The organism is Enterobacter sp. RIT637, from assembly GCF_019718755.1.
Lineage (GTDB): Bacteria > Pseudomonadota > Gammaproteobacteria > Enterobacterales > Enterobacteriaceae > Enterobacter.
This window is the reverse complement of record NZ_JAIHAZ010000014.1, coordinates 1-24,832: the sequence shown is the minus strand read 5'-3', so window position 1 is coordinate 24,832 and position 24,832 is coordinate 1. Positions and strand designations below refer to the sequence as shown.

General features: G+C 56.1%; 23 protein-coding genes and 1 pseudogene. 19 read left to right on the top strand and 5 right to left on the bottom strand.

What is annotated here, in order from left to right:
- The first annotated feature begins 7 nt into the window (after positions 1 to 7).
- Positions 8 to 244 (top strand): DUF2754 family protein, encoded by a 237-nt coding sequence (locus K5E19_RS17900; RefSeq protein ID WP_221552367.1) that lies wholly within the window; start codon positions 8 to 10, stop codon positions 242 to 244.
- On the opposite strand, the gene ddlA is transcribed toward K5E19_RS17900, so the two are convergent.
- Positions 241 to 1,341 carry a D-alanine--D-alanine ligase gene (ddlA, locus tag K5E19_RS17895; protein WP_221552366.1) on the bottom strand — a complete coding sequence of 367 codons (1,101 nt, stop codon included), beginning with the start codon at positions 1,339 to 1,341 and terminating at the stop codon, positions 241 to 243. The genes K5E19_RS17900 and ddlA overlap by 4 nt on opposite strands.
- A 102-nt stretch (positions 1,342 to 1,443) precedes the next feature.
- On the opposite strand from ddlA, the gene K5E19_RS17890 reads away from it, so the two are divergent.
- The 6 genes from K5E19_RS17890 (at position 1,444) to adrA (ending at position 7,112) form a co-directional block, all read left to right on the top strand.
- Positions 1,444 to 2,127 carry an extensin family protein gene (locus K5E19_RS17890; RefSeq protein WP_221552365.1) on the top strand — a complete coding sequence of 228 codons (684 nt, stop codon included), beginning with the start codon at positions 1,444 to 1,446 and terminating at the stop codon, positions 2,125 to 2,127.
- 169 nt (positions 2,128 to 2,296) lie between these two features.
- On the top strand, positions 2,297 to 3,511 hold the full coding sequence (locus K5E19_RS17885) for a multidrug efflux MFS transporter (RefSeq protein WP_216357324.1): 1,215 nt from the start codon (positions 2,297 to 2,299) through the stop codon (positions 3,509 to 3,511).
- Positions 3,512 to 3,717: 206 nt separating this feature from the next.
- Positions 3,718 to 3,978, top strand: coding sequence for an anti-adapter protein IraP (iraP, locus tag K5E19_RS17880; RefSeq protein WP_042716702.1), 261 nt, complete (start codon positions 3,718 to 3,720; stop codon positions 3,976 to 3,978).
- A gap of 99 nt (positions 3,979 to 4,077) precedes the next feature.
- On the top strand, positions 4,078 to 5,493 hold the full coding sequence (gene phoA / locus K5E19_RS17875; protein ID WP_221552364.1) for an alkaline phosphatase: 1,416 nt from the start codon (positions 4,078 to 4,080) through the stop codon (positions 5,491 to 5,493).
- A gap of 92 nt (positions 5,494 to 5,585) precedes the next feature.
- Positions 5,586 to 5,906 (top strand): phosphate starvation-inducible protein PsiF, encoded by a 321-nt coding sequence (gene psiF, locus K5E19_RS17870; RefSeq protein WP_010427999.1) that lies wholly within the window; start codon positions 5,586 to 5,588, stop codon positions 5,904 to 5,906.
- Positions 5,907 to 6,008: 102 nt separating this feature from the next.
- Positions 6,009 to 7,112 carry a diguanylate cyclase AdrA gene (gene adrA / locus K5E19_RS17865; protein ID WP_221552363.1) on the top strand — a complete coding sequence of 368 codons (1,104 nt, stop codon included), beginning with the start codon at positions 6,009 to 6,011 and terminating at the stop codon, positions 7,110 to 7,112.
- 16 nt (positions 7,113 to 7,128) lie between these two features.
- Here the strand turns inward: adrA and proC are convergent, their stop codons facing one another.
- Entirely contained in the window at positions 7,129 to 7,938 is an 810-nt protein-coding gene (gene proC, locus K5E19_RS17860; RefSeq protein ID WP_221552361.1) for a pyrroline-5-carboxylate reductase, read from the bottom strand.
- Between the two features lie 105 nt (positions 7,939 to 8,043).
- On the opposite strand from proC, the gene K5E19_RS17855 reads away from it, so the two are divergent.
- The 5 genes from K5E19_RS17855 (at position 8,044) to ppnP (ending at position 10,682) form a co-directional block, all read left to right on the top strand.
- Positions 8,044 to 8,502, top strand: coding sequence for a YaiI/YqxD family protein (locus K5E19_RS17855; RefSeq protein WP_010428006.1), 459 nt, complete (start codon positions 8,044 to 8,046; stop codon positions 8,500 to 8,502).
- Positions 8,503 to 8,647: 145 nt separating this feature from the next.
- Positions 8,648 to 9,172, top strand: coding sequence for a shikimate kinase AroL (aroL, locus tag K5E19_RS17850; protein ID WP_221552359.1), 525 nt, complete (start codon positions 8,648 to 8,650; stop codon positions 9,170 to 9,172).
- Between the two features lie 44 nt (positions 9,173 to 9,216).
- Positions 9,217 to 9,408, top strand: a complete 192-nt coding sequence (gene yaiA / locus K5E19_RS17845) for a protein YaiA (protein WP_221552358.1) — start codon at positions 9,217 to 9,219, stop codon at positions 9,406 to 9,408.
- 237 nt (positions 9,409 to 9,645) lie between these two features.
- Entirely contained in the window at positions 9,646 to 10,323 is a 678-nt protein-coding gene (locus tag K5E19_RS17840; RefSeq protein WP_221552357.1) for an AroM family protein, read from the top strand.
- A gap of 71 nt (positions 10,324 to 10,394) precedes the next feature.
- Positions 10,395 to 10,682, top strand: a complete 288-nt coding sequence (gene ppnP / locus K5E19_RS17835) for a pyrimidine/purine nucleoside phosphorylase (RefSeq protein WP_042716688.1) — start codon at positions 10,395 to 10,397, stop codon at positions 10,680 to 10,682.
- 48 nt (positions 10,683 to 10,730) lie between these two features.
- Here the strand turns inward: ppnP and rdgC are convergent, their stop codons facing one another.
- The gene (gene rdgC / locus K5E19_RS17830) at positions 10,731 to 11,645 is read right to left on the bottom strand and encodes a recombination-associated protein RdgC (protein ID WP_221552356.1); all 915 of its coding nucleotides are present in this window, start codon (positions 11,643 to 11,645) and stop codon (positions 10,731 to 10,733) included.
- A 123-nt stretch (positions 11,646 to 11,768) separates the two neighbouring features.
- Between rdgC and mak the strand changes: the two genes are divergently transcribed.
- On the top strand, positions 11,769 to 12,674 hold the full coding sequence (mak, locus tag K5E19_RS17825) for a fructokinase (protein ID WP_221552355.1): 906 nt from the start codon (positions 11,769 to 11,771) through the stop codon (positions 12,672 to 12,674).
- 98 nt (positions 12,675 to 12,772) lie between these two features.
- On the opposite strand, the gene sbcC is transcribed toward mak, so the two are convergent.
- Together sbcC and sbcD are read right to left on the bottom strand one after the other, a co-directional pair.
- Positions 12,773 to 15,904 (bottom strand): exonuclease subunit SbcC, encoded by a 3,132-nt coding sequence (gene sbcC, locus K5E19_RS17820; protein WP_221552354.1) that lies wholly within the window; start codon positions 15,902 to 15,904, stop codon positions 12,773 to 12,775.
- A complete protein-coding gene (sbcD, locus tag K5E19_RS17815; RefSeq protein ID WP_221552353.1) occupies positions 15,901 to 17,106 on the bottom strand; it encodes an exonuclease subunit SbcD in 1,206 nt (401 codons plus the stop codon). The genes sbcC and sbcD overlap by 4 nt, the downstream gene beginning before the upstream one ends.
- Before the next feature lie 187 nt (positions 17,107 to 17,293).
- On the opposite strand from sbcD, the gene phoB reads away from it, so the two are divergent.
- The 6 genes and pseudogenes from phoB to K5E19_RS17785 all read left to right on the top strand — a co-directional run.
- Positions 17,294 to 17,983: a phosphate response regulator transcription factor PhoB gene (phoB, locus tag K5E19_RS17810; protein ID WP_010428026.1), complete on the top strand. Its 690-nt coding sequence runs from the start codon at positions 17,294 to 17,296 to the stop codon at positions 17,981 to 17,983.
- A 21-nt stretch (positions 17,984 to 18,004) separates the two neighbouring features.
- On the top strand, positions 18,005 to 19,300 hold the full coding sequence (phoR, locus tag K5E19_RS17805; RefSeq protein ID WP_221552352.1) for a phosphate regulon sensor histidine kinase PhoR: 1,296 nt from the start codon (positions 18,005 to 18,007) through the stop codon (positions 19,298 to 19,300).
- A gap of 409 nt (positions 19,301 to 19,709) precedes the next feature.
- A complete protein-coding gene (brnQ, locus tag K5E19_RS17800; RefSeq protein WP_221552351.1) occupies positions 19,710 to 21,029 on the top strand; it encodes a branched-chain amino acid transporter carrier protein BrnQ in 1,320 nt (439 codons plus the stop codon).
- Positions 21,030 to 21,110: 81 nt separating this feature from the next.
- Positions 21,111 to 22,484 (top strand): proline-specific permease ProY, encoded by a 1,374-nt coding sequence (proY, locus tag K5E19_RS17795; RefSeq protein WP_221552349.1) that lies wholly within the window; start codon positions 21,111 to 21,113, stop codon positions 22,482 to 22,484.
- Between the two features lie 139 nt (positions 22,485 to 22,623).
- Complete coding sequence (malZ, locus tag K5E19_RS17790; RefSeq protein WP_221552348.1) at positions 22,624 to 24,441, top strand: maltodextrin glucosidase; 1,818 nt, start codon at positions 22,624 to 22,626, stop codon at positions 24,439 to 24,441.
- Between the two features lie 88 nt (positions 24,442 to 24,529).
- Positions 24,530 to 24,832: pseudogene (locus tag K5E19_RS17785) on the top strand (DUF2339 domain-containing protein); the annotation flags it as partial.

The following is a 24,832-nucleotide window of genomic DNA, read 5'->3' as shown; positions in this document are numbered from 1 at the left end:
AGTTGTTATGAAGCTCACGTCCAAACTACGCCGTGACTGGCATTACTACGCCTTTGCTATCGGGCTGATCTTTATTCTTAACGGTGTTGTCGGGCTATTGGGGTTTGAGGCAAAAGGCTGGCAAACCTATGCCGTGGGGCTGGTCACCTGGGTCATCAGTTTCTGGCTGGCGGGGTTGATTATCCGCCGCCGTCCTGAAGAGACGACAGCGGAAGAGACGGAAACGGTCAATAAAGCCGATTAACCGTTTACGGAGCTTTTAAGGGCGCTGTCAGCGGCGTGACGCTCCAGCGCCAGTTCGATCAGGCGGGTGATGAGTTCCGGATAGCTGATTCCGCTGGCCTGCCACAGTTTCGGATACATGCTGATGTTAGTGAAGCCCGGCAGCGTGTTGATCTCGTTAATGACCACGTCGTTTTCTGGTGTCAGGAACACATCAACGCGAGCCATACCGCAGCAGCCCAGCGCCTGATAGGCTTCAACGGCGATCGCGCGGATCTTATCGTTAATGACCGGATCGATAACCGCAGGGACCACAACCTGCGCGCCCTTATCATCAATGTACTTGGTATCGTAAGAGTAAAAATCGCTGTTCAATACCACTTCACCGCAGGTGCTCGCCTGGGGGAAATCATTGCCCAGCACGGCGCACTCGATTTCGCGGCCTTTGATACCCTGTTCAACCACCACTTTGTGGTCAAACTCGAACGCCAGACGCACGGCGTCGGTAAATTGCGCTTCGGTGGTGACTTTGCTGACGCCAACGGAGGAGCCCTGATTCGCCGGTTTGACGAACAGCGGCAGGCCGAGCTGGCTGGAAAGCTGCGCGAAATCGAATTTCTCGCGGTTGGCGCGGGTGAGCGTGACAAACGGCGCAATATTCAGCCCGGCATCGCGCAGCAGACGCTTGGTGACGTCTTTGTCCATACAGGCGGCGGAGCCAAGCACGTCGGAGCCGACAAACGGCAGGTTCGCCATGCGCAACATTCCCTGCAAAGATCCGTCTTCGCCCAGCGTGCCGTGGACGATAGGGAAAATAACGTCAATCTGAGCCAGCGCCTGCGCATTACCGGCGTTGATAAACTGCCCCTGAACCAGGCCTGGTACGGTCGCGACGCTGGTTTCTGAAGGATTGAGGGCGATGTGCGCCGGATCGTTGGCGTTGATCAGGTACTGGCTGGCATCGTTAACGTGCCACTGACCCTGTTTATCAATACCCAGCAGCACCACGTCGAAACGGCTTTTATCGATCGCATCGACAATATTTTTGGCCGATTGCAATGACACCTCGTGCTCTGCTGATTTTCCCCCAAAGACAATACCTACGCGCTGCTTTGCCATCTCACTCTCTTCCAGTCTGTCGAAAAGCCAATAACATACCACGATGCCCTGCGGGTTTCGCGGCCTTCTGCCATAATGTTTTGGGGATGTCGTGGGGGGCGCGTGAAAGGAAAAAGTCTGCTAACCGTTTTCATCATTGTGGCTGTTGCAACGGCGGGTTACCGCTGGTTGCCGTCTCATTACAACCCTTTTACGCCGCTTACCCTTGACGATCCTCCCGGAAAAATCACCCAGTTCAAGCTTCGGCGCTTAACGCCGGAGGCCTGCGAAAGCCTGCTAAACGAGGCGAATCAAAGAGCGCTTATCCGCACGCAGCCGGTGGCAGACAGCGCGGGAGCATGCCCGCTCACTAACGTGGTGCGCGTGAGTAACTTCGGTCCGGTCAGGCTGAACAGCAGTTTCCTTGCCAGCTGTCCTCTGGCATTAAGCTCTGCGCTATTTGTCAGCCAGCAGGCCCGGCCGCTGACGAAAAACTTGATGGGCAGCGAGCTTACGCGCATCGACCATCTGGGAAGCTATGCCTGTCGCAATATTTACGGTCGCCCGGATGCGCGACGCAGTGAACATGCCACGGCAGAGGCGCTGGACATCAGCGCATTTCGGCTGGCTAACGGTGAGCGGATTACTATTTTGACGGGCTGGTCGTCGGCTAAAACCCAGCCGTGGCTTCAGGCTCTGCTGGCCGCGAGCTGTGGATATTACGGTAACGGTCTGGGGCCAGACTATAACGCGGCCCACGCGAATCATTTCCATCTTGGGATGCGCGGCTTCGGGCTGTGTCGCTGAAGCATAATCTTTCGTCGAAAAGTGGATAATTTGTGACTTGTTTCACAAATATGATGACTGGGAAGATAAAACACCAAAGTCAGCCATGCCGCATCTCTGGTGCGACGTCAATGCGCGTAACTTGCTAATCTGTCGGCGAATTCGCCTAAAAATGAAGACTATTTCTGTTATGGAATCCTGGAAAGTTAACCTCATCTCGGTCTGGTTTGGCTGCTTCTTTACCGGACTGGCCATTAGCCAGATTTTACCCTTTCTGCCGCTGTACGTGTCGCAGCTGGGGGTGACCTCCCACGAAGCCCTCTCAATGTGGTCAGGGTTGACGTTCAGCGTCACGTTTCTGGTTTCGGCCATTGTCTCGCCGATGTGGGGGAGCCTGGCGGACAGAAAAGGCCGCAAGCTGATGCTGCTGCGTGCATCCCTCGGCATGGCAATCGCCATTTTGCTTCAGGCTTTTGCCACCAACGTCTGGCAGCTGTTTATCCTGCGGGCAATCATGGGGCTGACTTCCGGGTATATTCCCAACGCGATGGCACTGGTGGCCTCGCAGGTGCCGCGTGAACGGAGCGGCTGGGCGCTGAGTACGCTCTCTACCGCGCAGATCAGCGGGGTCATCGGCGGCCCGCTGCTGGGAGGATTTCTCGCGGATCACGTGGGGCTGCGCGCGGTATTTTTCATCACCGCGATACTGCTGGTGATCAGTTTTCTGGTGACGCTTTTCCTGATCAAAGAAGGGGGGCGTCCCGCTGTCAGCAAATCAGAACGCCTGAGCGGCAGGGCGGTCTTTGCCTCACTGCCTTATCCCGGCCTGATGATCAGCCTTTTTGTCACCACCATGGTGATCCAGCTTTGTAACGGTTCCGTCGGGCCTATTCTGGCGCTGTTTATCAAGTCGATGGAGCCAGACAGCAACAATATCGCCTTTCTCGCCGGGTTGATTGCGGCGGTGCCCGGCGTGTCGGCGCTGATCTCAGCGCCGCGGCTCGGCAAGCTGGGCGACAGGATTGGCACGGCGCGCATTCTGATGGCCACCCTGATATTCGCGGTCATACTCTTTTTCGCTATGTCGTTCGTCACGACCCCGCTTCAGCTTGGCGTGCTGCGCTTCTTGCTCGGCTTTGCCGATGGCGCCATGCTGCCCGCAGTCCAGACACTGCTGGTGAAATATTCCAGTGACCAGGTCACCGGGCGTATTTTTGGTTATAACCAGTCGTTTATGTATTTGGGCAACGTCGCCGGTCCGCTTATTGGTGCATCCGTTTCCGCGATGGCCGGTTTCCGTTGGGTATTTGCCGCGACGGCAGTGGTGGTGCTGATAAATATTATCCAGCTGGCTATTGCACTGCGTCGTCGCAGACAATTAGCGGAGGCAAAAGGAGCCCGTTAACCCTGGGGATGTATTATATATTTTTATGGCTGCCGCTTTTTTATATAACAAAAAGCGGCCTGTTGTTATAGAAAAACGTTTCGCTGCGGTGCGCGCCACGCTATTTTTGACGCAACGTCACTTTTGCATAAGATAATACTTTTCTCCTCTTTGCATAAATCATTGAGAGTGCTAATTTCAGGAAAAACCCAAAAGGAAATAGCACCATGAAGAATCTCATTACTGAGTTGTTGGTTAAGCTTGCACAAAAGGAAGAAGAGTCGAAAGAATTGGTCGCCCAGGTTGAGGCGCTGGAAATAGTCGTCACCGCGCTGCTCAGACATATGGCTGCCCAGGATCAACAGGCGTTAATTGACAGCATTGAAAGCGCGCTGGACAACGCCAAGCCTGATTCCCAGGTTCCGCCTGAGGACGCCGAGATGCTTCATCAATACATAAAAAAGCTGTTAAGGCATCCGCGCAGCTAAACTGTCACAATGCGTGACGGGCTGTCATAGAAATGTCATGCCGGTTGCCTATAGTCGCTCTGTTGTTATTTTTATGTATTTGTACATGGAGAAAATAAATTGAAACAGAGCGCGCTTTTTATCGCATTACTCCCGCTGTTATTTGCCCCCGCTATTCACGCTGAAACCACGAATATGAACGTCCTCGAACATCGTGCCGCGCAGGGGGATATCACCCTGCCAGGCGGTGCGCGCCGTCTGTCAGAGGATCAGACTGCCGCCATTCGAGCTTCTCTGAATGAAAACCCCGCTAAAAATATTATTCTTTTGATTGGCGACGGCATGGGCGATTCCGAAATTACGGCGGCGAGAAATTATGCCGAGGGGGCAGGCGGCTATTTTAAAGGCATCGATGCGCTGCCTCTGACGGGACAATATACCCATTACTCGCTGGATAAAAAAACCGGCAAGCCGGATTACGTTACGGATTCCGCCGCGTCTGCAACGGCGTGGGCAACCGGTGTGAAAACCTATAACGGCGCGCTGGGCGTCGATATTCACGAGAAAGATCATCAAACCATTCTGGAAATGGCGAAAGCCGCAGGGCTGGCTACCGGCAACGTCTCTACCGCTGAGCTTCAGGATGCTACCCCTGCCGCGTTAATGTCGCACGTGACCTCGCGTAAATGCTATGGCCCGTCGGTGACCAGCGAAAAATGCCCGACCAATGCGCTGGAAAAGGGCGGTAAAGGCTCGATTACAGAGCAGATGCTGAACGCGCGCCCTGACGTGACGCTGGGCGGCGGGGCGAAAACCTTTGCCGAAACGGCGACGGCCGGTGAGTGGCAGGGTAAAACCCTGCGCGAGCAGGCGCAGGCCCGCGGCTATCAGCTGGTGAGCGATGCGGCTTCTCTGGCGGCGATTACCGAAGCCAGCCAGGACAAACCGCTGCTGGGACTGTTCTCTGACGGCAACATGCCGGTGCGCTGGGAAGGGCCAAAAGCCTCGTACCACGGCAATATCGATAAACCAGCTGTGACCTGTACGCCAAACCCGAAACGAAATGACAGCGTTCCTACGCTTGCGGCGATGACGGACAAAGCCATCTCTCTGCTGAGCAAGAGTGAAAAAGGCTTCTTCCTGCAGGTTGAAGGGGCGTCAATTGATAAGCAAGACCACGCGGCGAACCCGTGCGGGCAGATTGGCGAAACGGTAGATCTCGATGAAGCGGTGCAAAAAGCACTCGAGTTTGCGAAGAAAGACGGTAACACGCTGGTGGTGGTCACCGCTGACCACGCGCACTCCAGCCAGATTATCCCGCCCGATACCAAAGCACCCGGCCTGACGCAGGCGCTGACGACCAAAGACGGTGCCGTGATGGTGATGAGCTATGGCAATTCTGAAGAAGAGTCAATGGAACATACCGGCACACAGCTGCGCATCGCGGCGTACGGTCCACATGCTGCAAACGTGGTGGGTTTAACTGACCAGACCGATCTGTTCTACACCATGAAGGCCGCGCTGGGTCTGAAATAAGGTCCTCACCCGGCGGAAATCGTGACTGCCGGGTGGTATTTTCCCCGTCACGAACCAGAATTAGAGTGGAAATTCACATAAAGGATGATGCAATGAAAACGACAATACTGGTTACCTTACTCTCAGGCGTGTTCCTGATGGCTTCAGCGAATGCGGAAGAAAAAACCTTAACGCCCCAGCAGCAGCGCATGACAACCTGTAATCAACAGGCGACCTCGCAATCGCTGAAAGGCGATGCCCGTAAGACCTACATGAGTGACTGCCTGAAAAACGGCGCCTCTAAACCGGATGAAAAAAGCCTGACGCCGCAGCAGCAAAAAATGCGCGAGTGTAATGCGAAGGCCACCGAGCAGTCCCTGAAAGGGGACGATCGCAGTAAGTTCATGAGCGCCTGCCTGAAGAAAAAAGTGTAGTTCTAACGGGTGAGTCGCCGTCGCGGCTCACCCGAAATTTCATACTTTCCCCGAAAGCCCCCTCTCTATAATTTGGGAAAATGTTTCAGAATATTCCCAAAAATGATGAATGATGAAATCTATTACAACAAAGAGAGCATTCAGGAAGAGTGGAATAAACATCTTTCTCAGGATGACTCACACCGCTCCGGGATACGATTCTGCCGGCGGATCCGGCTGGCGCGCGTGGTGGGGCTGGCCGCCATGTTTTTCCCGATCTCTGCTGTGCTGGTTACCCATTTTCTCCCTGGCGGCTGGTGGCTATTACTGGTGGGCTGGACCTTCATCTGGCCACATCTCGCCTGGCAACTTGCCTGCCGCTCATCTAAACCGTTTTACAGTGAAATCGTTAACCTGAAGGTAGATGCAATCATCGCCGGCGTCTGGATTGGCCTGATGGGCCTGAATGCCCTGCCCACGACGGCGCTGATCATGATGATCGGCATGAATATGATGGGATCGGGCGGTTTTCGGCTATTTATTACCGGTCTTTTCATTATCCTGTTTTCCGCTTTGGTCACGCTGCAGCTGAACGGCAGCATGATTATGCTCTATTCGGAGCCGCTGGAGTGGTGGTTGACGCTACCGGTTCTGATGTTGTACCCGATGCTGTTTGCCTGGGTCAGCCACCGGACGGCGGTTCGGCTGGCTGAGCATAAGCGGCGGCTTGAGCTGATGAGCACGCGCGACGGGATGACAGGGGTGTTCAATCGCCGCCACTGGGAAACGCTTTTGCGAAATGAATATGAGCAATGCCGTCGCAGCCATCGGATGGCGACGGTATTGCTCATCGACATTGATCACTTTAAGAGCATCAACGATACGTGGGGCCATGACGTCGGCGATGAAGCGATAGTGGCTATCACCCGCCAGCTGCAGCTGACGCTACGCTCGTGTGATTTTATTGGCCGCTTCGGTGGGGATGAATTTGCCGTGATTATGTCCGGCACGCCTGCGGAAAGTGCTATTGCCGCGATGTCCCGCGTACACGAACGCCTGGTCAACATGCCGCTACCCGGAGCACCTTCAGAGAGGATCTGTATTAGCGTCGGGGTTGCCCCCTGGGGACCGCAATTCGGACACTACCGCGAATGGTTAAAAGCAGCGGATGTTGCCCTCTATAAAGCTAAAAATGCCGGACGAGGCCGCACCGAAGTGGCAGCCTGACGCCCGGCCCTGTTTATCAGGATTTACTCAGCTTCTCTGATTTTTCCATGCATTTTGCCATCGCTTCGATGACGGCTGCGCGGAATCCGCGCTCTTCCAGCACGCGCACGGCTTCAATCGTGGTGCCGCCCGGAGAGCAGACCATATCTTTCAGCTCACCCGGGTGTTTACCTGTCTCCAGCACCATTTTGGCGGAGCCCATGACGGCCTGGGCGGCGAATTTGTACGCCTGCGCGCGCGGCATACCGCCCAGCACGGCGGCATCCGCCATCGCTTCAATGAACATAAAGACATACGCGGGGGCTGAACCGCTTACGCCGACAACCGGATGGATCATCGACTCAGAAATAACTTCTGCCTCACCGAAGCAGCGGAAAATGTTCAGTACATCCGCCACGTCTTCGGCGGTGACCAGCGCGTTAGGGGTGATGGATGTCATCCCGGCGTTGACCAGAGAAGGGGTATTTGGCATTGCGCGGACGATTTTACGGTCGTGACCGAGTGCGCGAGCCAGCTGGTCGAGCGTCACGCCGGCGGCAATGGACACCACCAGCGTCTCTTTATTCAGGCTGGAGGTGATATCGCTCAGCACTTTGATCATGATGTTCGGCTTAACGGCGCCAAAGACGATATCCGCAACCTGGGCGACGTCCTGTGCGCTTTCAGCGGCGTTGATACCGTACTCATCATGCAACGCCGCGACTTTATCCGGTGATGGGGTGTAGACCCAAATCTGTCCCGGCAGCACCTGCCCGCTGGCGATCAGGCCGCCCAGGATGGCTTTGCCCATGTTACCGCAGCCGATAAACCCGATTTTCTTGTCCATCACGTCTCTCCGTTTTTATGCGTTGTTATCTCTGATTGATAGGTTTATAGCTTAACAACGAAAAGCAGGCGACAATAGCCGTCAATGCAATACAAGGGTGACAATATGGCGATTTGGGTTGATGCGGATGCCTGTCCGAATGTGATTAAAGAGATTTTGTTCCGTGCCGCCGAGCGCGTGCAGATGCCGTTAACGCTGGTGGCGAACCAGAATATCCGCGTGCCGCCTTCCCGGTTCATCCGCTCTTTGCGCGTACCGGCCGGGTTCGATGTGGCGGACAATGAGATTGTGCGCCTGTGCAGCGCCGAGGACTTAGTGATCACGGCGGATATTCCCCTGGCCGCAGAAGTGCTGGAGAAAGGGGCGGCAGCGCTGAACCCGCGGGGTGAACGTTATTCGCCGTCGACCATTCGGGAAAAGCTCACCATGCGCGATTTTATGGACACCATGCGCGCCAGCGGCGTGCAGACTGGCGGGCCGGATAGCCTGTCCCAGCGTGACCGCCAGCAGTTTGCTGCCGAGCTGGATAAATGGCTGCTGGAAGTGAAGCGCCGCACGGCGTAATGATAACCATTGTCAAAATGTGGTACAGTGTGGCCTCCACAGGGTTGTCATCCCGTACCGCTTTGCAGTAAAGTGATCGCAACATCTTCTGCAATCATTTCTTTACAGTCTTCAGCCTTCCGGCATCAAGGGGAAACACCTGGTTATGAACCCACCCATCTTTTTAGTTGGCCCTCGCGGCTGTGGGAAAACCACCGTTGGCCTGGAACTGGCGCGCGTGTGCCAGAGTCAATTTGTTGATACCGATCACTGGCTTCAGGAACATGCGGCTCAAACCATCGCAGAGATTGTCGAAAAAGAGGGCTGGGAGAGCTTTCGCGCGCGTGAAACCGCCGCGCTGGAGGCGGTAACGTCACCTGCGACGATCGTTGCAACCGGCGGGGGCATTATTCTGGCGGAGTACAACCGGCAGTTTATGCGCGAAAAGGGGATTGTGATTTATCTCTGCGCGGCGGTCTCTACCCTGGTTGAACGCCTTGAAGCGTTTCCGGAAGAGGGGCAGCGTCCTGCGCTGACCGCGAAGCCGCTCAGCGAAGAAGTGCGTGAGGTGCTGGCGGAGCGCGATGCGTTATACCGCGAGGCGGCACACCACGTTGTGGATGCCTCTGCTCCACCTGAAGAGGTTGTTATTCAGATTATTACCGCCCTTCGTTTGGCCTGCGCCAGCTAACTGCCGTCTATACTCATAGCTCAGACATAAAAAAAGGATGAGCTATGCCAACCAGACCTCCCTATCCGCGTGAAGCACGCATTGTCACCGTCGAAAAAGGTCATGCCGACCATACCGTGACCTGGTATCAGCTGCGTGCCGATCACCCCAAACCCGACTCGCTGATCAGCGAACATGAAACCGAACAAGAAGCGCTGGATGCGAAACGGCGCTACGAAGATCCCGAAAAGTCCTGATTAAATTCCTAAACCACGCAAAACCGTGCCTGAATCACACTTTTAACCCATCTTGAATGTTAAGCAGGAGTTAATATTTAGTTATTACAGGGTGATTCGGCATGGGCCTGGGATCTTTACATTTCGGTGCAGAGATCCCCTGCTACGCTTGGTGCTGTTTTGTTGAAAAAACGAACGGTGCAGCGTAGTGAGCCTGTACCTGTGTAACGGTTGTGGTAGTAATGGAAGGCGATCAAAATGAAGGCGACATTGGCGATCCTCACTATTGGTGTGGTCCCTGTAAGCGAAGTATTACCGCTCTTAACCGAGCATGTCTCTGAACAACAGATCTCTCATCTTAGCCTGTTGGGTAAGATGAGTCGTGAAGAGGTTATGGAAGACTACGCTGTGGATGAAGGGGAGGATCCCCTGGCGACGTTATTAAGTGACGGTAAACTGGCGCATGTGTCACGCCAGAAAATTGAGCGCGCGCTTCAGGGGGTTATTGAAGTGCTCGATAACCAGGGTTATGACGTCATTTTATTAATGAGCACCGCACCGATAACAGGACTGGTTGCGCGTAATGCGATTTTGCTGGAACCGATGCGAATTATTCCACCGCTGGTGGCCTCGATTGTTGACGGCCATCAGGTGGGGGTCATCGTTCCCATCGAGGAGCTCATGGATAACCAGGAGGCAAAATGGCACGTGCTGGAAAAGGTTCCGTTGTATGCGCTGGCTAATCCGTTCTGGGACAGTGAAGCGGCGCTCATTGCGGCAGGACGGGAGCTGATGGAGAGAGGGGCGGATGTGTTGATTCTGGACTGTCTCGGCTTCCATCAGCACCATCGCGATTTACTGCAAAAGGCACTCGATATACCGGTGCTGTTGTCCAATGTGCTGATGGCGCGTCTGGCGTCCGAACTGCTGGTGTAATGATTTTGCGTGACAGGCCATGAGCATGGCCCCTATAGTGGATTTTTATCTATAAATATAAGGGCCAGTTCATGCTTCAAAGTAACGAATACTTTTCCGGTAAAGTGAAATCCATCGGTTTTACCAGCAGCAGCACTGGCCGCGCCAGTGTCGGCGTTATGGCGGAAGGGGAATACACCTTTGGCACTGCGGAAGCAGAAGAGATGACGGTTGTGAGCGGCGCGCTGAACGTCTTACTGCCGGGTGAAACGGAATGGAAAGTTTACGCTGCCGGGCAAGTGTTCAACGTTCCTGCCCACAGCGAATTTCATTTGCAGGTGGCTGAACCCACCTCTTATCTGTGCCGCTACCTGAAATAAAAAATAAGCCGGGTGGCGCTAAGGCTTACCCGGCCTACGTTTTGTCTGTTATCTCTGCGCTTCGCCGCCGAGACCTTCCACCAGATTCTGAATCAGCGCGGCCAGCTCGCCGGTCATCAGGATGAAGTCCGCGTCGAAACGCTGGGCGTAATCTTCCCGGTCGATATCTTCGTTTTGATCGCGTAGCTCGTCGCAGAATTTCAGGCGCTTCACGGAGCCGTCATCGCACATCACAAACTGAATGCGCTGCTGCCAGTCGAGCGCCAGTTTAGTGACCACTTTACCCGCTTCAATGTGTACGGCGATCTCGTCGCTCACCAGATCCTGCTTCTTCGCGCGGATCACGCCGCCATCTTCCAGCAGGGCTTTCAACTCGGCTTCATCCAGGATCTGGAAACCTTGTGCGGCCGTCCCGCTGCGTACCCACTCGGTCAGCGTCAGCTCAATCGGCGTTTCCAGCGCCAGCGGAACGACCGGTAAAGAGCCGATGCTTTTGCGCAGCAGGGCCAGCGTGTCTTCTGCTTTCTTGGCGCTGGCGCAGTCCACCATGATCAGCCCGTTGACGGTGTCGATCCACATCATGGTCTGGCTGAATCGGCTGAACGCGCGCGGCAGCAGGGAGTGCAGCACTTCGTCTTTCAGCGAATCTTTTTCGGTCTTTTTCAGCTTGCGGCTTTGTTCGGCTTCCAGCTTGAAAATTTTCGCTTCGAGTGCCTGCTTGACGACCGGCGTTGGAAGAATTTTTTCCTCTTTACGCGCGCAAACGATGATTTGACCGGTGCTGCTGGCGTGGGTCAGGGCATCGCTTTGTGAACCCATTGGCGGAACCCAACCGGTTTTTGCCATATCCTGGCTACCGCAAGGGGAAAAGGTGTAAGCGGCTAACTGTTTTTCCATCTCTTCTGCACGCAGCGAAACGTCGCGGCTGAGACGGTAAACCATCAAATTTTTGAACCACAGCATGATAATTTCCACGGCCTTGTCGTTAAATCAGCGGGCATGATAACGAATTGTCGCATCGCTTGCATTGCTAATCGGGTAGGCGGCTTCTACTCTGTTGATAATCAAAATAATGAGGAGTCTCTTGTGCGTATTGGGATCGATTTAGGCGGCACCAAAACTGAAGTGATTGCGTTGAGCGAGCAGGGGGAGCAGCTGTTTCGCCACCGCTTGCCTACGCCGCGTGATGATTATCACCAGACTATCGATACGATTGCCCGGCTGGTCGAGATGGCCGAGCAGGCAACAGGGCAGACTGGCAGTGTTGGCATGGGGATCCCAGGGTCGATCTCGCCGTACACCGGCGTGGTGAAGAACGCTAACTCTACCTGGCTCAACGGCCAGCCGTTTGATAAAGATTTGAGCGCGCGTCTTAAACGCGATGTGCGACTGGCTAACGATGCCAACTGTCTGGCGGTCTCTGAGGCCATCGACGGCGCGGCGGCCGGTGCCCAGACCGTGTTTGCTGTGATCATCGGTACCGGCTGCGGCGCGGGCGTGGCATTCGGCGGGCGCGCCCATATCGGCGGCAACGGCACGGCAGGCGAGTGGGGACATAACCCGCTGCCGTGGATGGATGAAGATGAGCTTAAATACCGCGCTGAGGTGCCGTGCTACTGCGGAAAGCAGGGCTGTATCGAAACCTTTATTTCCGGTACGGGCTTTGCCACGGACTACCATCGCCTGAGCGGACAGCCGCTGAAGGGAAATGAGATTATGCGTCTGGTCGAAGAACAGGATCCGGTTGCCGAGCTGGCCCTTAGCCGGTATGAAATGCGGCTGGCGAAATCCCTGGCGCACGTGGTGAATATTCTTGATCCGGACGTGATTGTGCTCGGCGGCGGCATGAGCAACGTTGACCGGCTGTACGCCACGGTGCCGAACCTGGTGAAACAGTGGGTCTTCGGCGGCGAGTGCGAAACCCCGATCCGCAAAGCGGTGCATGGTGACTCCAGCGGCGTGCGCGGCGCGGCGTGGCTGTGGCCAGAATAAATGCAAAACGGCAACTTGCGTTGCCGTTTTTGATGTTTGTACCCTCTCCCACAGGGAGAGGGCCAGGGTGAGGGCACCAGACCGCACCATCCACCCATTTATTCTACCGCAAACACCTTATCCAGCCTGCTATACCCCAGCCCGTTAATCTTCTTCACCTTAATCTGCACCGGAATGCGCTCTTTCATCGCCTCAACGTGGCTGATCACGCCGATGGTTTTGCCGGTGGCGTTCAGCGCGTCGAGCGCATCCAGCGCGGTATCCAGCGTTTCGCTGTCCAGCGTGCCGAACCCTTCATCAAGGAAGAGGGAATCGATCCGTGTCTTGTGACTCACTAAATCCGACAGCGCCAGGGCCAGCGCCAGGCTCACCAGGAAGCTTTCTCCGCCGGACAGGGTACGGGTATCGCGCACCGCGTCCGCCTGCCAGGTATCGACCACTTCCAGCTCCAGCGCATCGCTGACTTTGCGCTGAAGCAGATAGCGTCCGTGCAGGCGATTAAGCTGCTGATTCGCGAGCCAGACCAGATTATCCAGCGTCAGCCCCTGAGCGAATTTACGGAATCGGTCGCCGGTGCTGGAGCCAATCAGGGAATTCAGGTAGCCCCAGTCGTCCGCCAGGCGTGCAGCCTCTTCTATTTGCCGCATAAGCGCCTGCTGGTGCAGACGGTTATCGCTGTCCTGCTTGAGCTGCTGGCGGATCTCACCCTGGTGCGTGGTATTCACTCGAAGCTGATGTGCCAGTTGCTGCAGTTGCGTTTGCAATGTTTGAACATCGGCGTCCAGCCCTTCCGGGCGCAGCGACTGATGTTCCTGGCGCTGCCGGGTCGCTTGCGCGGAGAGCGCTGTCGCCTGCTGTACCTGGTTTTCCAGCGTCTGCTTTAGCTGCTCAAGACGTTGAACGGTGTCGGCATCCAGCAGCGCAGAAAGGAACGCGTCTTGATCCTCAAAACAACTTGCGGCCAGCGCCGCGGCGAATTGCGCCTGTGACTGCTGCAAACGTTCGTTCTCCAGCGCCTCCTGCTGCTGTTGCGCGGTAAGCTGACTTTGCAGCGACACGCATTCGTCATGAATTTCGCGCCAGTTCGCAGGGATCGCCGTTTCAGCTTCCGTGGCCTCCGTTGCCGGAAGGGTGTCGAGCAGCGGCGTCAGGGCGTTAATACGTTCCTGCGTCGCGCCATGCTGAGCCTGTTTCTCCTGCCACTGCGCGTATTCGCTTTCGCGTGAGGCGAGCCAGACGGATTCAGTACCTGCATCCGGAATGCCCAGCGACAGCGTATGCAGGGACGTTTCCACTGCCTGACGCGTCGCCGCCAGCTGCTGCTGGTACTGACGCTCCTGTTCTTCCTGCTGGCTAAGCTGGGTTTGGAGGGTTAAGCGCTGGCTGAGTTGATAAAGCTGTTGCTCGTAGTGCTCCTGCTCGCTCATCCACGGGGCAATATCCTCTTGAATGTTCAGCGTAATATTCAGAGAGGCACACACCGCCAGCCACTCTTTAGTGAGCGTTTGCTCTTCCTGAGAGAGCGCCTGCGCTTCGTCTGTCTCGCGTTGGATCTGCTGTGACAGGGCGTTAACCTGGCCGAGAACTAACAAACCTTCGTCTTTGAGTGCGGCGACCTCTTTTGCTAACTGGTCGCGTCGGCGTTGATTTTCACTGAGTTCCAGCGCCTGGTAAGCCGTCACGGCCGGATGGGTAGTGGAGCCGCACAGCGGGCAAGGCAGCCCGGCCTGGAGTTGAGCGCGCTCCGACTCAAGGCTTTTGATTTTCTCTTCCTGCCTGCAGAGTGTTTCAACATCCAGATAATGCTGGTTTTTTTCTTTATACTGCTGGCGGCGCTGCGCCAGCGTTTCGTTAAGCGCGACCAGCCCGGCCTGTGCTTTTTGCACGCTTTCGGCGTTCTGGCGCTGGCGTTTTTGCAGCGGTTGATAGCGGGCATGGAGAGCGGTCAGGCGCTGGCGCGTAGACCGGGTTTGCGCCCGCTGCTCCATCGCCATTGCAACCTCGTCAGCCGTCAGCGTGAGGGAACTTTCTGGCAGCCCCGTCAGCTTATGGCGTAATTCAGCGATGCGCGCAGCAAGCGTAGTCAGCTGATTTTTATCGCGATTAAGCTGAGAGAAGTGAGCCCGCCAGCCAGCAATTTCCTGGCCCCACAGGCGGTACCGATCATGCTCTGTCAGCCACTGTGCCAGTGCCGTCAGCTCGGTCTGTAGCTGCGTATGAGTACGTAAAGCGCCGTTGCGGATCCGCGAGCGCAAGGCGGTTTTTTCCAGTAAGCGAGTATTTACTTCAACAATACGCTGCTTCGTTTGCGCCAGGCGTGATGCCTGTTCTTGCTGATGTTCCCACAGCGGGCGGAGCTGGGACGCGGGTTGCGCGAGCTGGAGCTTTGCCAGATCGGGCGCCGCATCGGCCAGCGCCTGTTGCGTCTGCTGCTGTAAGGTCGTGGCGCGCTGCTGTTCGCGGATAAGCTCCTCGCTGCGCGTAAGCCACTGAAATTCTTTCTGGTGGTTCTGCTGCTGCGCCAGCAGGGTTTTCTCTTCGTCAGTAAGTGCCTGCAAACTTTGCTGCAACTGCTGCTGCTGTTCTTCGCTCAACAGGACAACGCCCGCAGCTTGCGCTTCGCACATCTCAAGCGCGCTGCGCGCGGCTTTGTGCTTTTCAAAGACCATGGCGGAAATCTGGCCGTAAATTTCCGTGCCGGTAAGTTCCTCCAGCAGCTCCGCGCGATCGCTCGGTTTAGCGTTAAGGAAGGCGGCAAACTGTCCCTGAGAGAGCAGCATCGAGCGGGTAAAACGGCCGTAGTCCAGCCCGGTAAGCGCTGCCGTTTGTTCCAGTTTATCCGTCACTTTGTCGGCGAGGATTTTGCCGTCCTCACAGCGAGCCAGCTCCACGCGCGGGGCCTGCAGGTTCCCGTCAGGCTGATTGCGCGCACGGTTCTGGCTCCAGAAGGCGCGATAGGCAGTACCTTTTACCTCGAACTCCACTTCCGCCAGGCACTCGGCGGTGTCGCGCGTCATCAGGTCGTTTTGCGCCTGTGAGACCTTTTGCAGTCGTGGCGTTTCGTGGTAAAGCGCCAGGCAGATGGCGTCGAGCAGGGTGGTTTTCCCGGCACCGGTGGCACCGGTAATGGCAAATAGCCCGTTGCTGGCAAACGGCTCAGCGGTAAAGTCGATTTTCCACTCGCCCTTGAGGGAATTCAGGTTTTTCAGGCGCAGGCTGAGAATTTTCATGCGTTTTCTCCCTCATCGTTAAGCGCATGCAAGGTATGCGTAAACAGCTCGTTGAGCCTTGCGCGCTTCGCGTCGTCAATCTCTTCCTGAGACAACCGACGCTCAAACACCTCTTCCACCCGCAGTTCACTGAGCGTTTCACGCTGCGCACTTAACAGAATTTTCTCGCGCTGCTCGCGGCTGCGGCGTACCAGTAAGACTTCGACGGGCAAATCTTCCGTCAGCGCCTGAATTTTACGCTGCATATCGTGCAGGTAGTCATCGGTGGTGATTTCGATATCCAGCCAGACGGGCGGAACCTGCTCGACGCCACGCCACTGCTCAAGCCGTTCAGCGATGGCCGCCAGATCGCCTTTTAGCACTGCCAGCGGTTGGGTAACGGGCACGTCCAGCGTCTCGACAGCGCTGAGTTTACCGTCGGTAAAACTGACAAGATGCACGGATTTGGCCTTGCCTGTTTCATCGAAGCTGAGCGAAATGGGCGAGCCGCAGTAGCGGATATGCTCGCAGCCGCCGACGATCTGCGCGCGGTGAATGTGCCCGAGCGCGATGTAGTCGGCTGGCGGGAAGTTCTGCGCCGGGAAGGCATCCAGCGTGCCGATATAGATGTCACGTACGGCGTCACTTTTACTGGCACCCACGGTGGTGAGATGCCCGGTTGCTATCACCGGGATTGCCGTTTCGCCGCGCAGGGCGCAGGCATCGGTATGCTGCTGGTGATAATAATCAGTGATAGCCTGTAATAAATGCTGTTGCTTTTCGCCGCCGGAAAGTCCCGCCTGGCTCTGCACGATATCGCGCGGACGTAAAAATGGAATGGGGCACAGCACCGCTCCCGGCGTGCCGTCACGTTTTTTCAGGATCTGCGGGGCATGCCCGGCGCTGGCCACCACGGTGGTATTGAGAAACGCCAGAATATCGCGGGATTCATTTAGCGTGGCCACAGAGTCGTGGTTTCCGGCAACAATCACCAGATGACAGCCGGTCTGCTGCAGGTTCACCACGAAACGGTTATAGAGCTCACGCGCATAGCTCGGTGGAGAACCGGTATCGAAGATGTCACCCGCGACAATAATCGCATCCACGTCATGCGATTGTGCCGTCTCCAGCAGCCAGTTCAGGAAGGCTTCGTGTTCCGCCGCCCGGCTTTTGCTGTAAAAGTTTTGACCCAGATGCCAGTCTGAAGTGTGAAGTATGCGCATAGCTGATCCGTGGCGAAAAGAGTTGATGGCGATTATAAACTCTCAGGGAGTGGAAAATAACCGCTGTAATAAAACAACAGTTTGCCATTTATGGTGGTAAGGTTTTTCATAAATCTGTCATAAATCTGACGCATAATGACGCCGCATTACAAACTTGTAACTTAAATAAGATAAGACAGGGCAAAGTATGGCGAGACGTATTCTGGTCGTAGAAGATGAAGCTCCAATTCGTGAAATGGTGTGCTTCGTGCTCGAACAAAATGGCTTCCAGCCGGTTGAAGCGGAAGATTATGACAGCGCGGTGAACCAGCTGAATGAACCCTGGCCCGATCTGATTCTGCTTGACTGGATGTTGCCTGGCGGATCTGGCCTGCAGTTTATCAAACATCTTAAACGTGAAGCGATGACCCGCGATATTCCGGTTGTCATGCTGACGGCGCGCGGTGAAGAAGAGGATCGCGTGCGCGGTCTGGAAACCGGCGCGGACGATTACATCACCAAGCCGTTCTCCCCGAAAGAGCTGGTGGCACGCATCAAAGCCGTCATGCGCCGCATTTCGCCGATGGCGGTGGAAGAGGTGATTGAGATGCAGGGCCTCAGCCTTGACCCAACGTCACACCGCGTGATGACCGGCGAAAATCCCCTCGACATGGGACCTACCGAATTTAAACTCCTGCACTTCTTTATGACCCACCCGGAACGCGTCTACAGCCGCGAGCAGTTGCTGAATAACGTCTGGGGAACTAACGTGTATGTGGAAGACCGGACGGTTGATGTGCATATTCGCCGCCTGCGTAAAGCGCTGGAGCTGAGCGGTCACGATCGCATGGTTCAGACGGTCCGCGGTACGGGTTATCGTTTTTCGACCCGTTTCTGAACAGTGACAGGAGTGTGACGCGTGCTGGAACGTCTGTCATGGAAAAGGCTCGTCTTTGAACTGATCTTATGCTGTATTCCGGCCTTCATTCTGGGGGCCATCGTTGGGCATCTGCCGTGGTTTTTGCTGGCGGCAGTGACCGGGTTATTAATCTGGCATTTCTGGAACTTACTGCGCCTTTCCTGGTGGCTGTGGGTGGACAGAAGCATGACCCCTCCGCCGGGAAGCGGCAGCTGGGAACCGCTGCTGTATGGTCTGCACCAGATGCAGATGCGCAATAAAAAGCGACGTCGCGAGCTGGGAAGCTTAATCAAACGCTTTCGCAGCGGCGCGGAGTCGCTGCCGGATGCCGTCATTCTGACCACTGAAGAAGGCACGATTTTCTGGTGTAACGGCCTGGCGCAACAGCTGCTGGGCCTGCGCTGGCCGGACGATAACGGGCAAAACATTCTTAACCTGCTGCGTTATCCGGAGTTCACGCTGTATCTGAAAAAGCGTGATTTTACGGGGCCGCATAATCTGAGGCTCAACAACGGGCGTCATCTGGAAATCCGCGTGATGCCCTACAGCGATCGGCAGTGGCTGATGGTGGCGCGGGATGTCACCCAGATGCACCAGCTGGAAGGGGCGAGACGCAACTTCTTCGCGAACGTGAGCCACGAATTACGCACCCCGTTGACCGTGCTTCAGGGCTACCTGGAGATGATGCAGGAGCAAACGCTCGAAGGTGCGCCGCGTGAAAAAGCGCTGCACACCATGCGCGAGCAAACGCACCGTATGGAAGGCCTGGTGAAGCAGCTGCTGACGCTCTCGAAGATTGAAGCCGCACCTTCACTGGCGCTGAATGACACCATCGATGTGCCGATGATGCTGCGGGTGGTGGAGCGCGAAGCGCAAACGTTAAGCCATAAAAAACATCAGATTAGCTTTGAGGTCGACGGCACCCTGAAGGTGCTTGGCAGTGAAGATGAACTGCGCAGTGCCATTTCCAACCTGGTGTATAACGCGGTGAATCATACGCCGGAAGGGACCCATATAGTGGTGCGCTGGCAGCGTGTAACCGCGGGCGCTGAGTTTAGCGTTGAGGACAACGGGCCGGGGATTGCCCCTGAGCATATACCGCGTCTGACCGAGCGATTCTACCGTGTGGATAAAGCGCGTTCACGGCAGACCGGGGGAAGCGGCCTGGGGCTGGCAATTGTGAAGCACGCGGTGCATCATCATGAAAGCCGTCTTGATATTCAAAGTACGCTGGGCAAAGGAACCCGCTTCAGCTTTGTTATTCCGGAACGATTAATTGCCAAAAAGATCGCCTGACGGCAGGCGTGTCATTTTACCTTTCCACGGGCCAGCATTTGCTGGCCCGTTTGCTTTGCAGTCAAGCGAAACGCGTGTGAATATTATACGGTTGATGGTTTTTTGTTCGCATGATTAGCCATGGGTTTTTCTTATAATTAGTGCATTGTGCTGGTCTGTTTTTTCATACTGGCATATTGTTCTGGTTTTACGATCCCTCCTTGCCTTTAAACGTTATAAGCGTTTAAATTGCCCCCCAGATACTGTCAGACCGACTGTATTTGCGTGGTAAATCGAAAAACTATTCTTCTCCACGCCAGGACGGGAGCATTTCCCGCTGAAATTGAGCAAATTTTCCGCTGTATCGTCCCATCAGGGATAGCGAAAATCTCAACGTTTTCAACACCACATCCACAGGCAGTAAGGTTTTATGACCCATCACTTAAAATCGCGTGACATCATCGCGCTGGGCTTTATGACATTTGCGCTGTTCGTTGGCGCAGGTAACATCATTTTCCCTCCAATGGTTGGCTTACAGGCGGGTGAACACGTCTGGACAGCTGCGTTTGGTTTCCTGATTACTGCCGTGGGTCTACCGGTCCTCACCGTTGTCGCGCTGGCGAAAGTCGGTGGCGGCGTGGACAGCCTCAGCACCCCGATTGGCAAAGTAGCTGGCGTTCTGCTGGCGACCGTTTGCTATCTGGCCGTTGGCCCGCTGTTTGCGACTCCGCGTACGGCGACCGTTTCCTTTGAAGTGGGGATCGCTCCGCTGACGGGTGACGGCGCGATGCCGCTGTTTATCTACAGCCTGATCTACTTCGCGATTGTGATTCTGGTTTCCCTCTATCCGGGCAAACTGCTGGATACCGTGGGTAACTTCCTGGCGCCGCTGAAAATTGTGGCACTGATCGTGCTGGCGGTAGCTGCTATCGTCTGGCCTGCAGGCCCGATTAGCGACGCGATGGACGCCTATAAAAATGCTGCTTTCTCCAACGGCTTTGTGAACGGCTATCTGACGATGGATACGCTGGGCGCGATGGTGTTTGGTATCGTTATCGTTAACGCCGCACGTTCCCGCGGCGTGACTGAAGCGCGTCTGCTGACTCGCTATACCATTTGGGCTGGCCTGATGGCCGGTGTGGGTCTGACGCTGCTGTATCTGGCACTGTTCCGCCTGGGTTCCGACAGCGCCATGCTGGTCGATCAGAATGCCAACGGTGCGGCTATCCTGCACGCTTACGTTCAGCACACCTTCGGCGGTGCGGGCAGCATGCTGCTGGCTGCGCTGATTTTCCTGGCGTGTCTGGTGACGGCGGTTGGCCTGACTTGCGCCTGCGCAGAGTTCTTTGCGCAGTATCTGCCGCTCTCTTACCGTACCCTGGTGTTTATCCTCGGCATCTTCTCTATGGCGGTGTCAAACCTCGGTCTGAGCCACCTGATTCAGGTCTCTATTCCGGTACTGACGGCGATTTACCCGCCGTGCATCGTGCTGGTGGTGCTGAGCTTTACTCGTCCGTGGTGGAACAACTTTTCACGAATTATTGCGCCAGCCATGTTTATCAGCCTGATTTTTGGTATCCTTGACGGGATTAAAGCATCAGCTTTCGCAGACATTCTGCCTGCGTGGACACAGCGTCTGCCGCTGTCTGAGCAAGGCCTGGCCTGGCTGATGCCTACCGTTGTTGCACTGGTTCTGGCGATTATCTGGGACCGTGCTGCAGGGCGTCAGGTCGCATCGAACGCCCATTAATCAACGGCAACAAACTGTTTAACCACGGGGCTTAAGGCCCCGTGGTTTTTTGTTTTTTTCGTGTTGAATGGCAAGATTTAAATGGAAAGCACTAACAAACTTAAACGTGGATTGAGCACGCGCCACATCCGCTTTATGGCGCTGGGCTCTGCTATCGGCACCGGTCTTTTTTATGGCTCGGCAGATGCCATCAAAATGGCCGGTCCCAGCGTTCTGCTGGCGTACATCATCGGCGGCGTGGCGGCCTATATCATCATGCGCGCGCTGGGTGAGATGTCGGTTCACAACCCGTCTGCCAGCTCTTTCTCCCGCTACGCACAGGAAAACTTAGGCCCGCTGGCCGGGTTTATCACCGGCTGGACCTATTGCTTTGAAATCCTGATAGTGGCGATTGCCGACGTGACCGCGTTTGGTATCTACATGGGTGTCTGGTTCCCGGCGGTGCCGCACTGGATTTGGGTGCTGAGCGTGGTGCTGATCATCTGCGCCGTCAACCTGATGAGCGTGAAGGTGTTTGGTGAGCTGGAGTTCTGGTTCTCCTTCTTCAAGGTCGCGACCATTATCATCATGATCCTCGCCGGTTTCGGCATCATCATCTGGGGTATCGGTAACGGCGGTCAGCCGACCGGCATCCATAATCTGTGGAGCAACGGCGGCTTCTTCAGCAACGGCTGGCTCGGCATGGTGATGTCGCTGCAGATGGTGATGTTTGCCTACGGCGGTATCGAGATTATCGGTATCACCGCAGGGGAAGCGAAAGACCCGGAGAAATCCATTCCGCGCGCCATCAACTCGGTGCCGATGCGTATCCTGGTGTTCTACGTGGGTACGCTGTTCGTGATTATGTCCATCTACCCGTGGAATCAGGTTGGCACCAACGGTAGCCCGTTTGTCCTGACCTTCCAGCATATGGGTATCGCCTTTGCCGCCAGCATTCTGAACTTTGTGGTGCTGACCGCGTCGCTGTCGGCAATCAACAGTGACGTCTTTGGCGTGGGCCGTATGCTGCACGGCATGGCGGAGCAGGGCAGCGCGCCGAAGGTGTTTGCCAAAACCTCACGCCGCGGCACGCCGTGGGTGACGGTAGTGGTGATGACCGTGGCGCTGCTGTTCTCGGTTTACCTTAACTACATCATGCCAGAGAACGTCTTCCTGGTGATTGCGTCGCTGGCGACCTTCGCGACGGTGTGGGTGTGGATCATGATCCTCCTGTCGCAGATTGCGTTCCGCCGTCGCCTGTCGCCGGAAGAGGCCAAAGCGCTGAAGTTCAAAGTGCCGGGCGGCGTGCCAACCACTGTGGTCGGCCTGATCTTCCTGGTCTTTATTATTGCGCTGATTGGCTACCATCCTGATACCCGTATCTCCCTGTACGTGGGCTTCGCGTGGATCGTCCTGCTGCTGGTAGGCTGGATATTCAAATGCCGCCGCGACCGTCAGCTGGCGGAAGCACAGTAACATCCTTTTCCCCTCTCCCCGTGGGAGAGGGAATTTTGCCTCCTCCCCCGTCCTCCTCCCCCAATAAATAACGTCATGGTGAGCTATCCTTAATCACCCTGTGGCAAGGTGACGTCAATTTCATCAAAGGGGATTCGTGATGTTAAACGCCTGGCACCTTCCGGTTGCCCCATTTGTTAAGCAAAACAAAGACAACCTTGTGATTACGCTCTGGCTGGCGGGGGAAAACCAGCCTGAACGCGTGACGCTCCGCGCCGAAATTGATAACGAAGAGACCGGGCTGAAAATGCACAAGCTGCGCAGCCAGCCGCAGCCGGGGATCACGGCGTGGCGGGCGAATATCGACCTGCGCAGCGGACAGCCGCGCCGCCGTTATAGCTTCAAACTGCTGTGGAATAACCGCCAGCTGTGGTTTACCCCGCAGGGGTTCAGCCGTTTCCCGCCCGCACGGCTGGAGCAGTTTGCGGTCGATTACCCGGATAACGGCCCGCAGTGGGTTAACGATCAGGTCTTTTACCAGATTTTCCCGGACCGTTTTGCGCGCAGCGAAAAGCGTACCGCGCAGCAGGATAAGGTTTATTACCACCACGCGGCGGGTCACGACGTCATTATGAAAGCCTGGGATGACCCGGTGACGGCGCAGGCTGGCGGCTCGACGTTTTACGGCGGCGATCTCGACGGCATCAGCGAAAAACTGCCGTACCTGAAAAAGCTTGGCGTGACGGCGCTCTACCTGAACCCGGTGTTTAAAGCCCCGAGCGTGCACAAATACGATACGCAGGATTATCGCCACGTTGACGAACAGTTTGGTGGAGATGAGGCCCTGCTGCGCCTGCGTGAGAAAACAAAAAATGAAAATATGCGTCTGATTCTGGACGGCGTGTTTAACCACAGCGGAGATTCCCACGCCTGGTTTGACCGTCATAACCAGTCGATGGGCGGGGCATGTCATAACCCGGACTCGCCGCAGCGCGACTGGTACAGCTTTAACGATGAGGGACGCGCGCTCGACTGGCTGGGTTATGCCAGCCTGCCGAAGCTTGATTTTCAGTCGCCAACGCTCGTGAATGAAATCTACGGCGGCGAGGACAGCATCGTGCGCCACTGGTTGAAAGCGCCGTGGAACATGGACGGCTGGCGTCTGGACGTGGTGCATATGCTCGGTGAAGCGGGCGGGGCGCGGAATAACCTTCAGCACGTCGCCGGGATCGCGCGTTCGGCGAAAGCGACCCAGCCGGAGGCATTCGTTTTTGGCGAGCATTTTGGCGACGCGCGCCAGTGGCTGCAGAACGACGCGGAAGATGCGGCGATGAACTATCGCGGCTTTACCTTCCCGCTGTGGGGATTCCTCGCTAACACCGATATCTCTTACGATCCGAACCATATCGACGCTGAAACCTGCATGGCGTGGATGGAGAATTATCGCGCCGGTCTGTCTCATCAGCAGCAGCTGCGGATGTTCAACCAGCTCGATAGCCACGACACCGCCCGCTTTAAATCCCTGCTCGGCAAGGACGTGGCGCGTCTGCCGCTGGCGGTGACCTGGCTGTTTACCTGGCCGGGCGTGCCGTGTATCTATTATGGTGACGAAGTGGGGCTGGACGGTAACAACGATCCGTTCTGCCGCAAAACCTTCCCGTGGGATCCAGCGAAACAGGACAAGGTGCTGTTCGGCCTGTATCAGCGGCTGGCGAAGCTGCGTAAACAGAGCCTGGCTCTGCGCTACGGAGGCTGTCAGGTGGTCTACGCGCACGATAACGTGGTGGTGTTTGCCCGCGTCTATAACCAGCAGCGCGTGCTGGTGGCGATTAACCGGGGCGAAGCCTGCGAAGTGGTGCTGGATGATTCACCGCTGCTGAAGGTGGCGACGTGGAAGAATAAAGAGGGTAAGGCGACGATGCAGGACGGCGTGCTGGCGCTGCCTGCGGTATCCGCGACGATCTGGTCCGGCAGCTAAGACCTGTTAATGTTTCCACCTTTTAAGATGGCGCAAATGCAACTATTTGTGTCAATCTTAACGGATCGTTTACGGTGAAGGTGGAAACATGGACGAGCTTTACATCCTTGGCTGTTTATTCCTGGTATTTGCGCTGGTGGTGGCGCCCGTGCTGGCCGTTATTGGCTTTAATCGCAGCACGGCGGCGCGCCAGGAGATCGCCCGGCTGCGCCAGCGGATTGAGGTGCTTGAGCAGCGCGGCGTGCCTGAAAGCGCGCCGGAGCCGGTGCAGGCCACCGCACCGGTGACTGTGACCGCGCCGGTGGTTGAGGACGCTCCCGCGCCTGTCGACCCCTGGCGATCCGATACTCCCGCAGCCGTGGCAGAAACTGCCCCGGCCCCAGCCCCGGCC

Excerpts from the sequence above, each read along its gene's own strand:
- proC (WP_221552361.1), bottom strand. The coding sequence starts at position 7,938 with ATGGACAAGAAAATCGGGTTTATCGGCTGCGGTAACATGGGCAAAGCC.
- ppnP (WP_042716688.1), top strand. The coding sequence starts at position 10,395 with ATGCTTCAAAGTAACGAATACTTTTCCGGTAAAGTGAAATCCATCGGT.
- sbcC (WP_221552354.1), bottom strand. The coding sequence starts at position 15,904 with ATGAAAATTCTCAGCCTGCGCCTGAAAAACCTGAATTCCCTCAAGGGC.
- brnQ (WP_221552351.1), top strand. The coding sequence starts at position 19,710 with ATGACCCATCACTTAAAATCGCGTGACATCATCGCGCTGGGCTTTATG.
- K5E19_RS17885 (WP_216357324.1), top strand. The coding sequence starts at position 2,297 with ATGGAATCCTGGAAAGTTAACCTCATCTCGGTCTGGTTTGGCTGCTTC.
- psiF (WP_010427999.1), top strand. The coding sequence starts at position 5,586 with ATGAAAACGACAATACTGGTTACCTTACTCTCAGGCGTGTTCCTGATG.
- proY (WP_221552349.1), top strand. The coding sequence starts at position 21,111 with ATGGAAAGCACTAACAAACTTAAACGTGGATTGAGCACGCGCCACATC.
- malZ (WP_221552348.1), top strand. The coding sequence starts at position 22,624 with ATGTTAAACGCCTGGCACCTTCCGGTTGCCCCATTTGTTAAGCAAAAC.
- rdgC (WP_221552356.1), bottom strand. The coding sequence starts at position 11,645 with ATGCTGTGGTTCAAAAATTTGATGGTTTACCGTCTCAGCCGCGACGTT.
- ddlA (WP_221552366.1), bottom strand. The coding sequence starts at position 1,341 with ATGGCAAAGCAGCGCGTAGGTATTGTCTTTGGGGGAAAATCAGCAGAG.
- adrA (WP_221552363.1), top strand. The coding sequence starts at position 6,009 with ATGATGAATGATGAAATCTATTACAACAAAGAGAGCATTCAGGAAGAG.
- K5E19_RS17840 (WP_221552357.1), top strand. The coding sequence starts at position 9,646 with ATGAAGGCGACATTGGCGATCCTCACTATTGGTGTGGTCCCTGTAAGC.
- K5E19_RS17855 (WP_010428006.1), top strand. The coding sequence starts at position 8,044 with ATGGCGATTTGGGTTGATGCGGATGCCTGTCCGAATGTGATTAAAGAG.
- yaiA (WP_221552358.1), top strand. The coding sequence starts at position 9,217 with ATGCCAACCAGACCTCCCTATCCGCGTGAAGCACGCATTGTCACCGTC.
- aroL (WP_221552359.1), top strand. The coding sequence starts at position 8,648 with ATGAACCCACCCATCTTTTTAGTTGGCCCTCGCGGCTGTGGGAAAACC.
- sbcD (WP_221552353.1), bottom strand. The coding sequence starts at position 17,106 with ATGCGCATACTTCACACTTCAGACTGGCATCTGGGTCAAAACTTTTAC.
- phoB (WP_010428026.1), top strand. The coding sequence starts at position 17,294 with ATGGCGAGACGTATTCTGGTCGTAGAAGATGAAGCTCCAATTCGTGAA.
- iraP (WP_042716702.1), top strand. The coding sequence starts at position 3,718 with ATGAAGAATCTCATTACTGAGTTGTTGGTTAAGCTTGCACAAAAGGAA.
- K5E19_RS17900 (WP_221552367.1), top strand. The coding sequence starts at position 8 with ATGAAGCTCACGTCCAAACTACGCCGTGACTGGCATTACTACGCCTTT.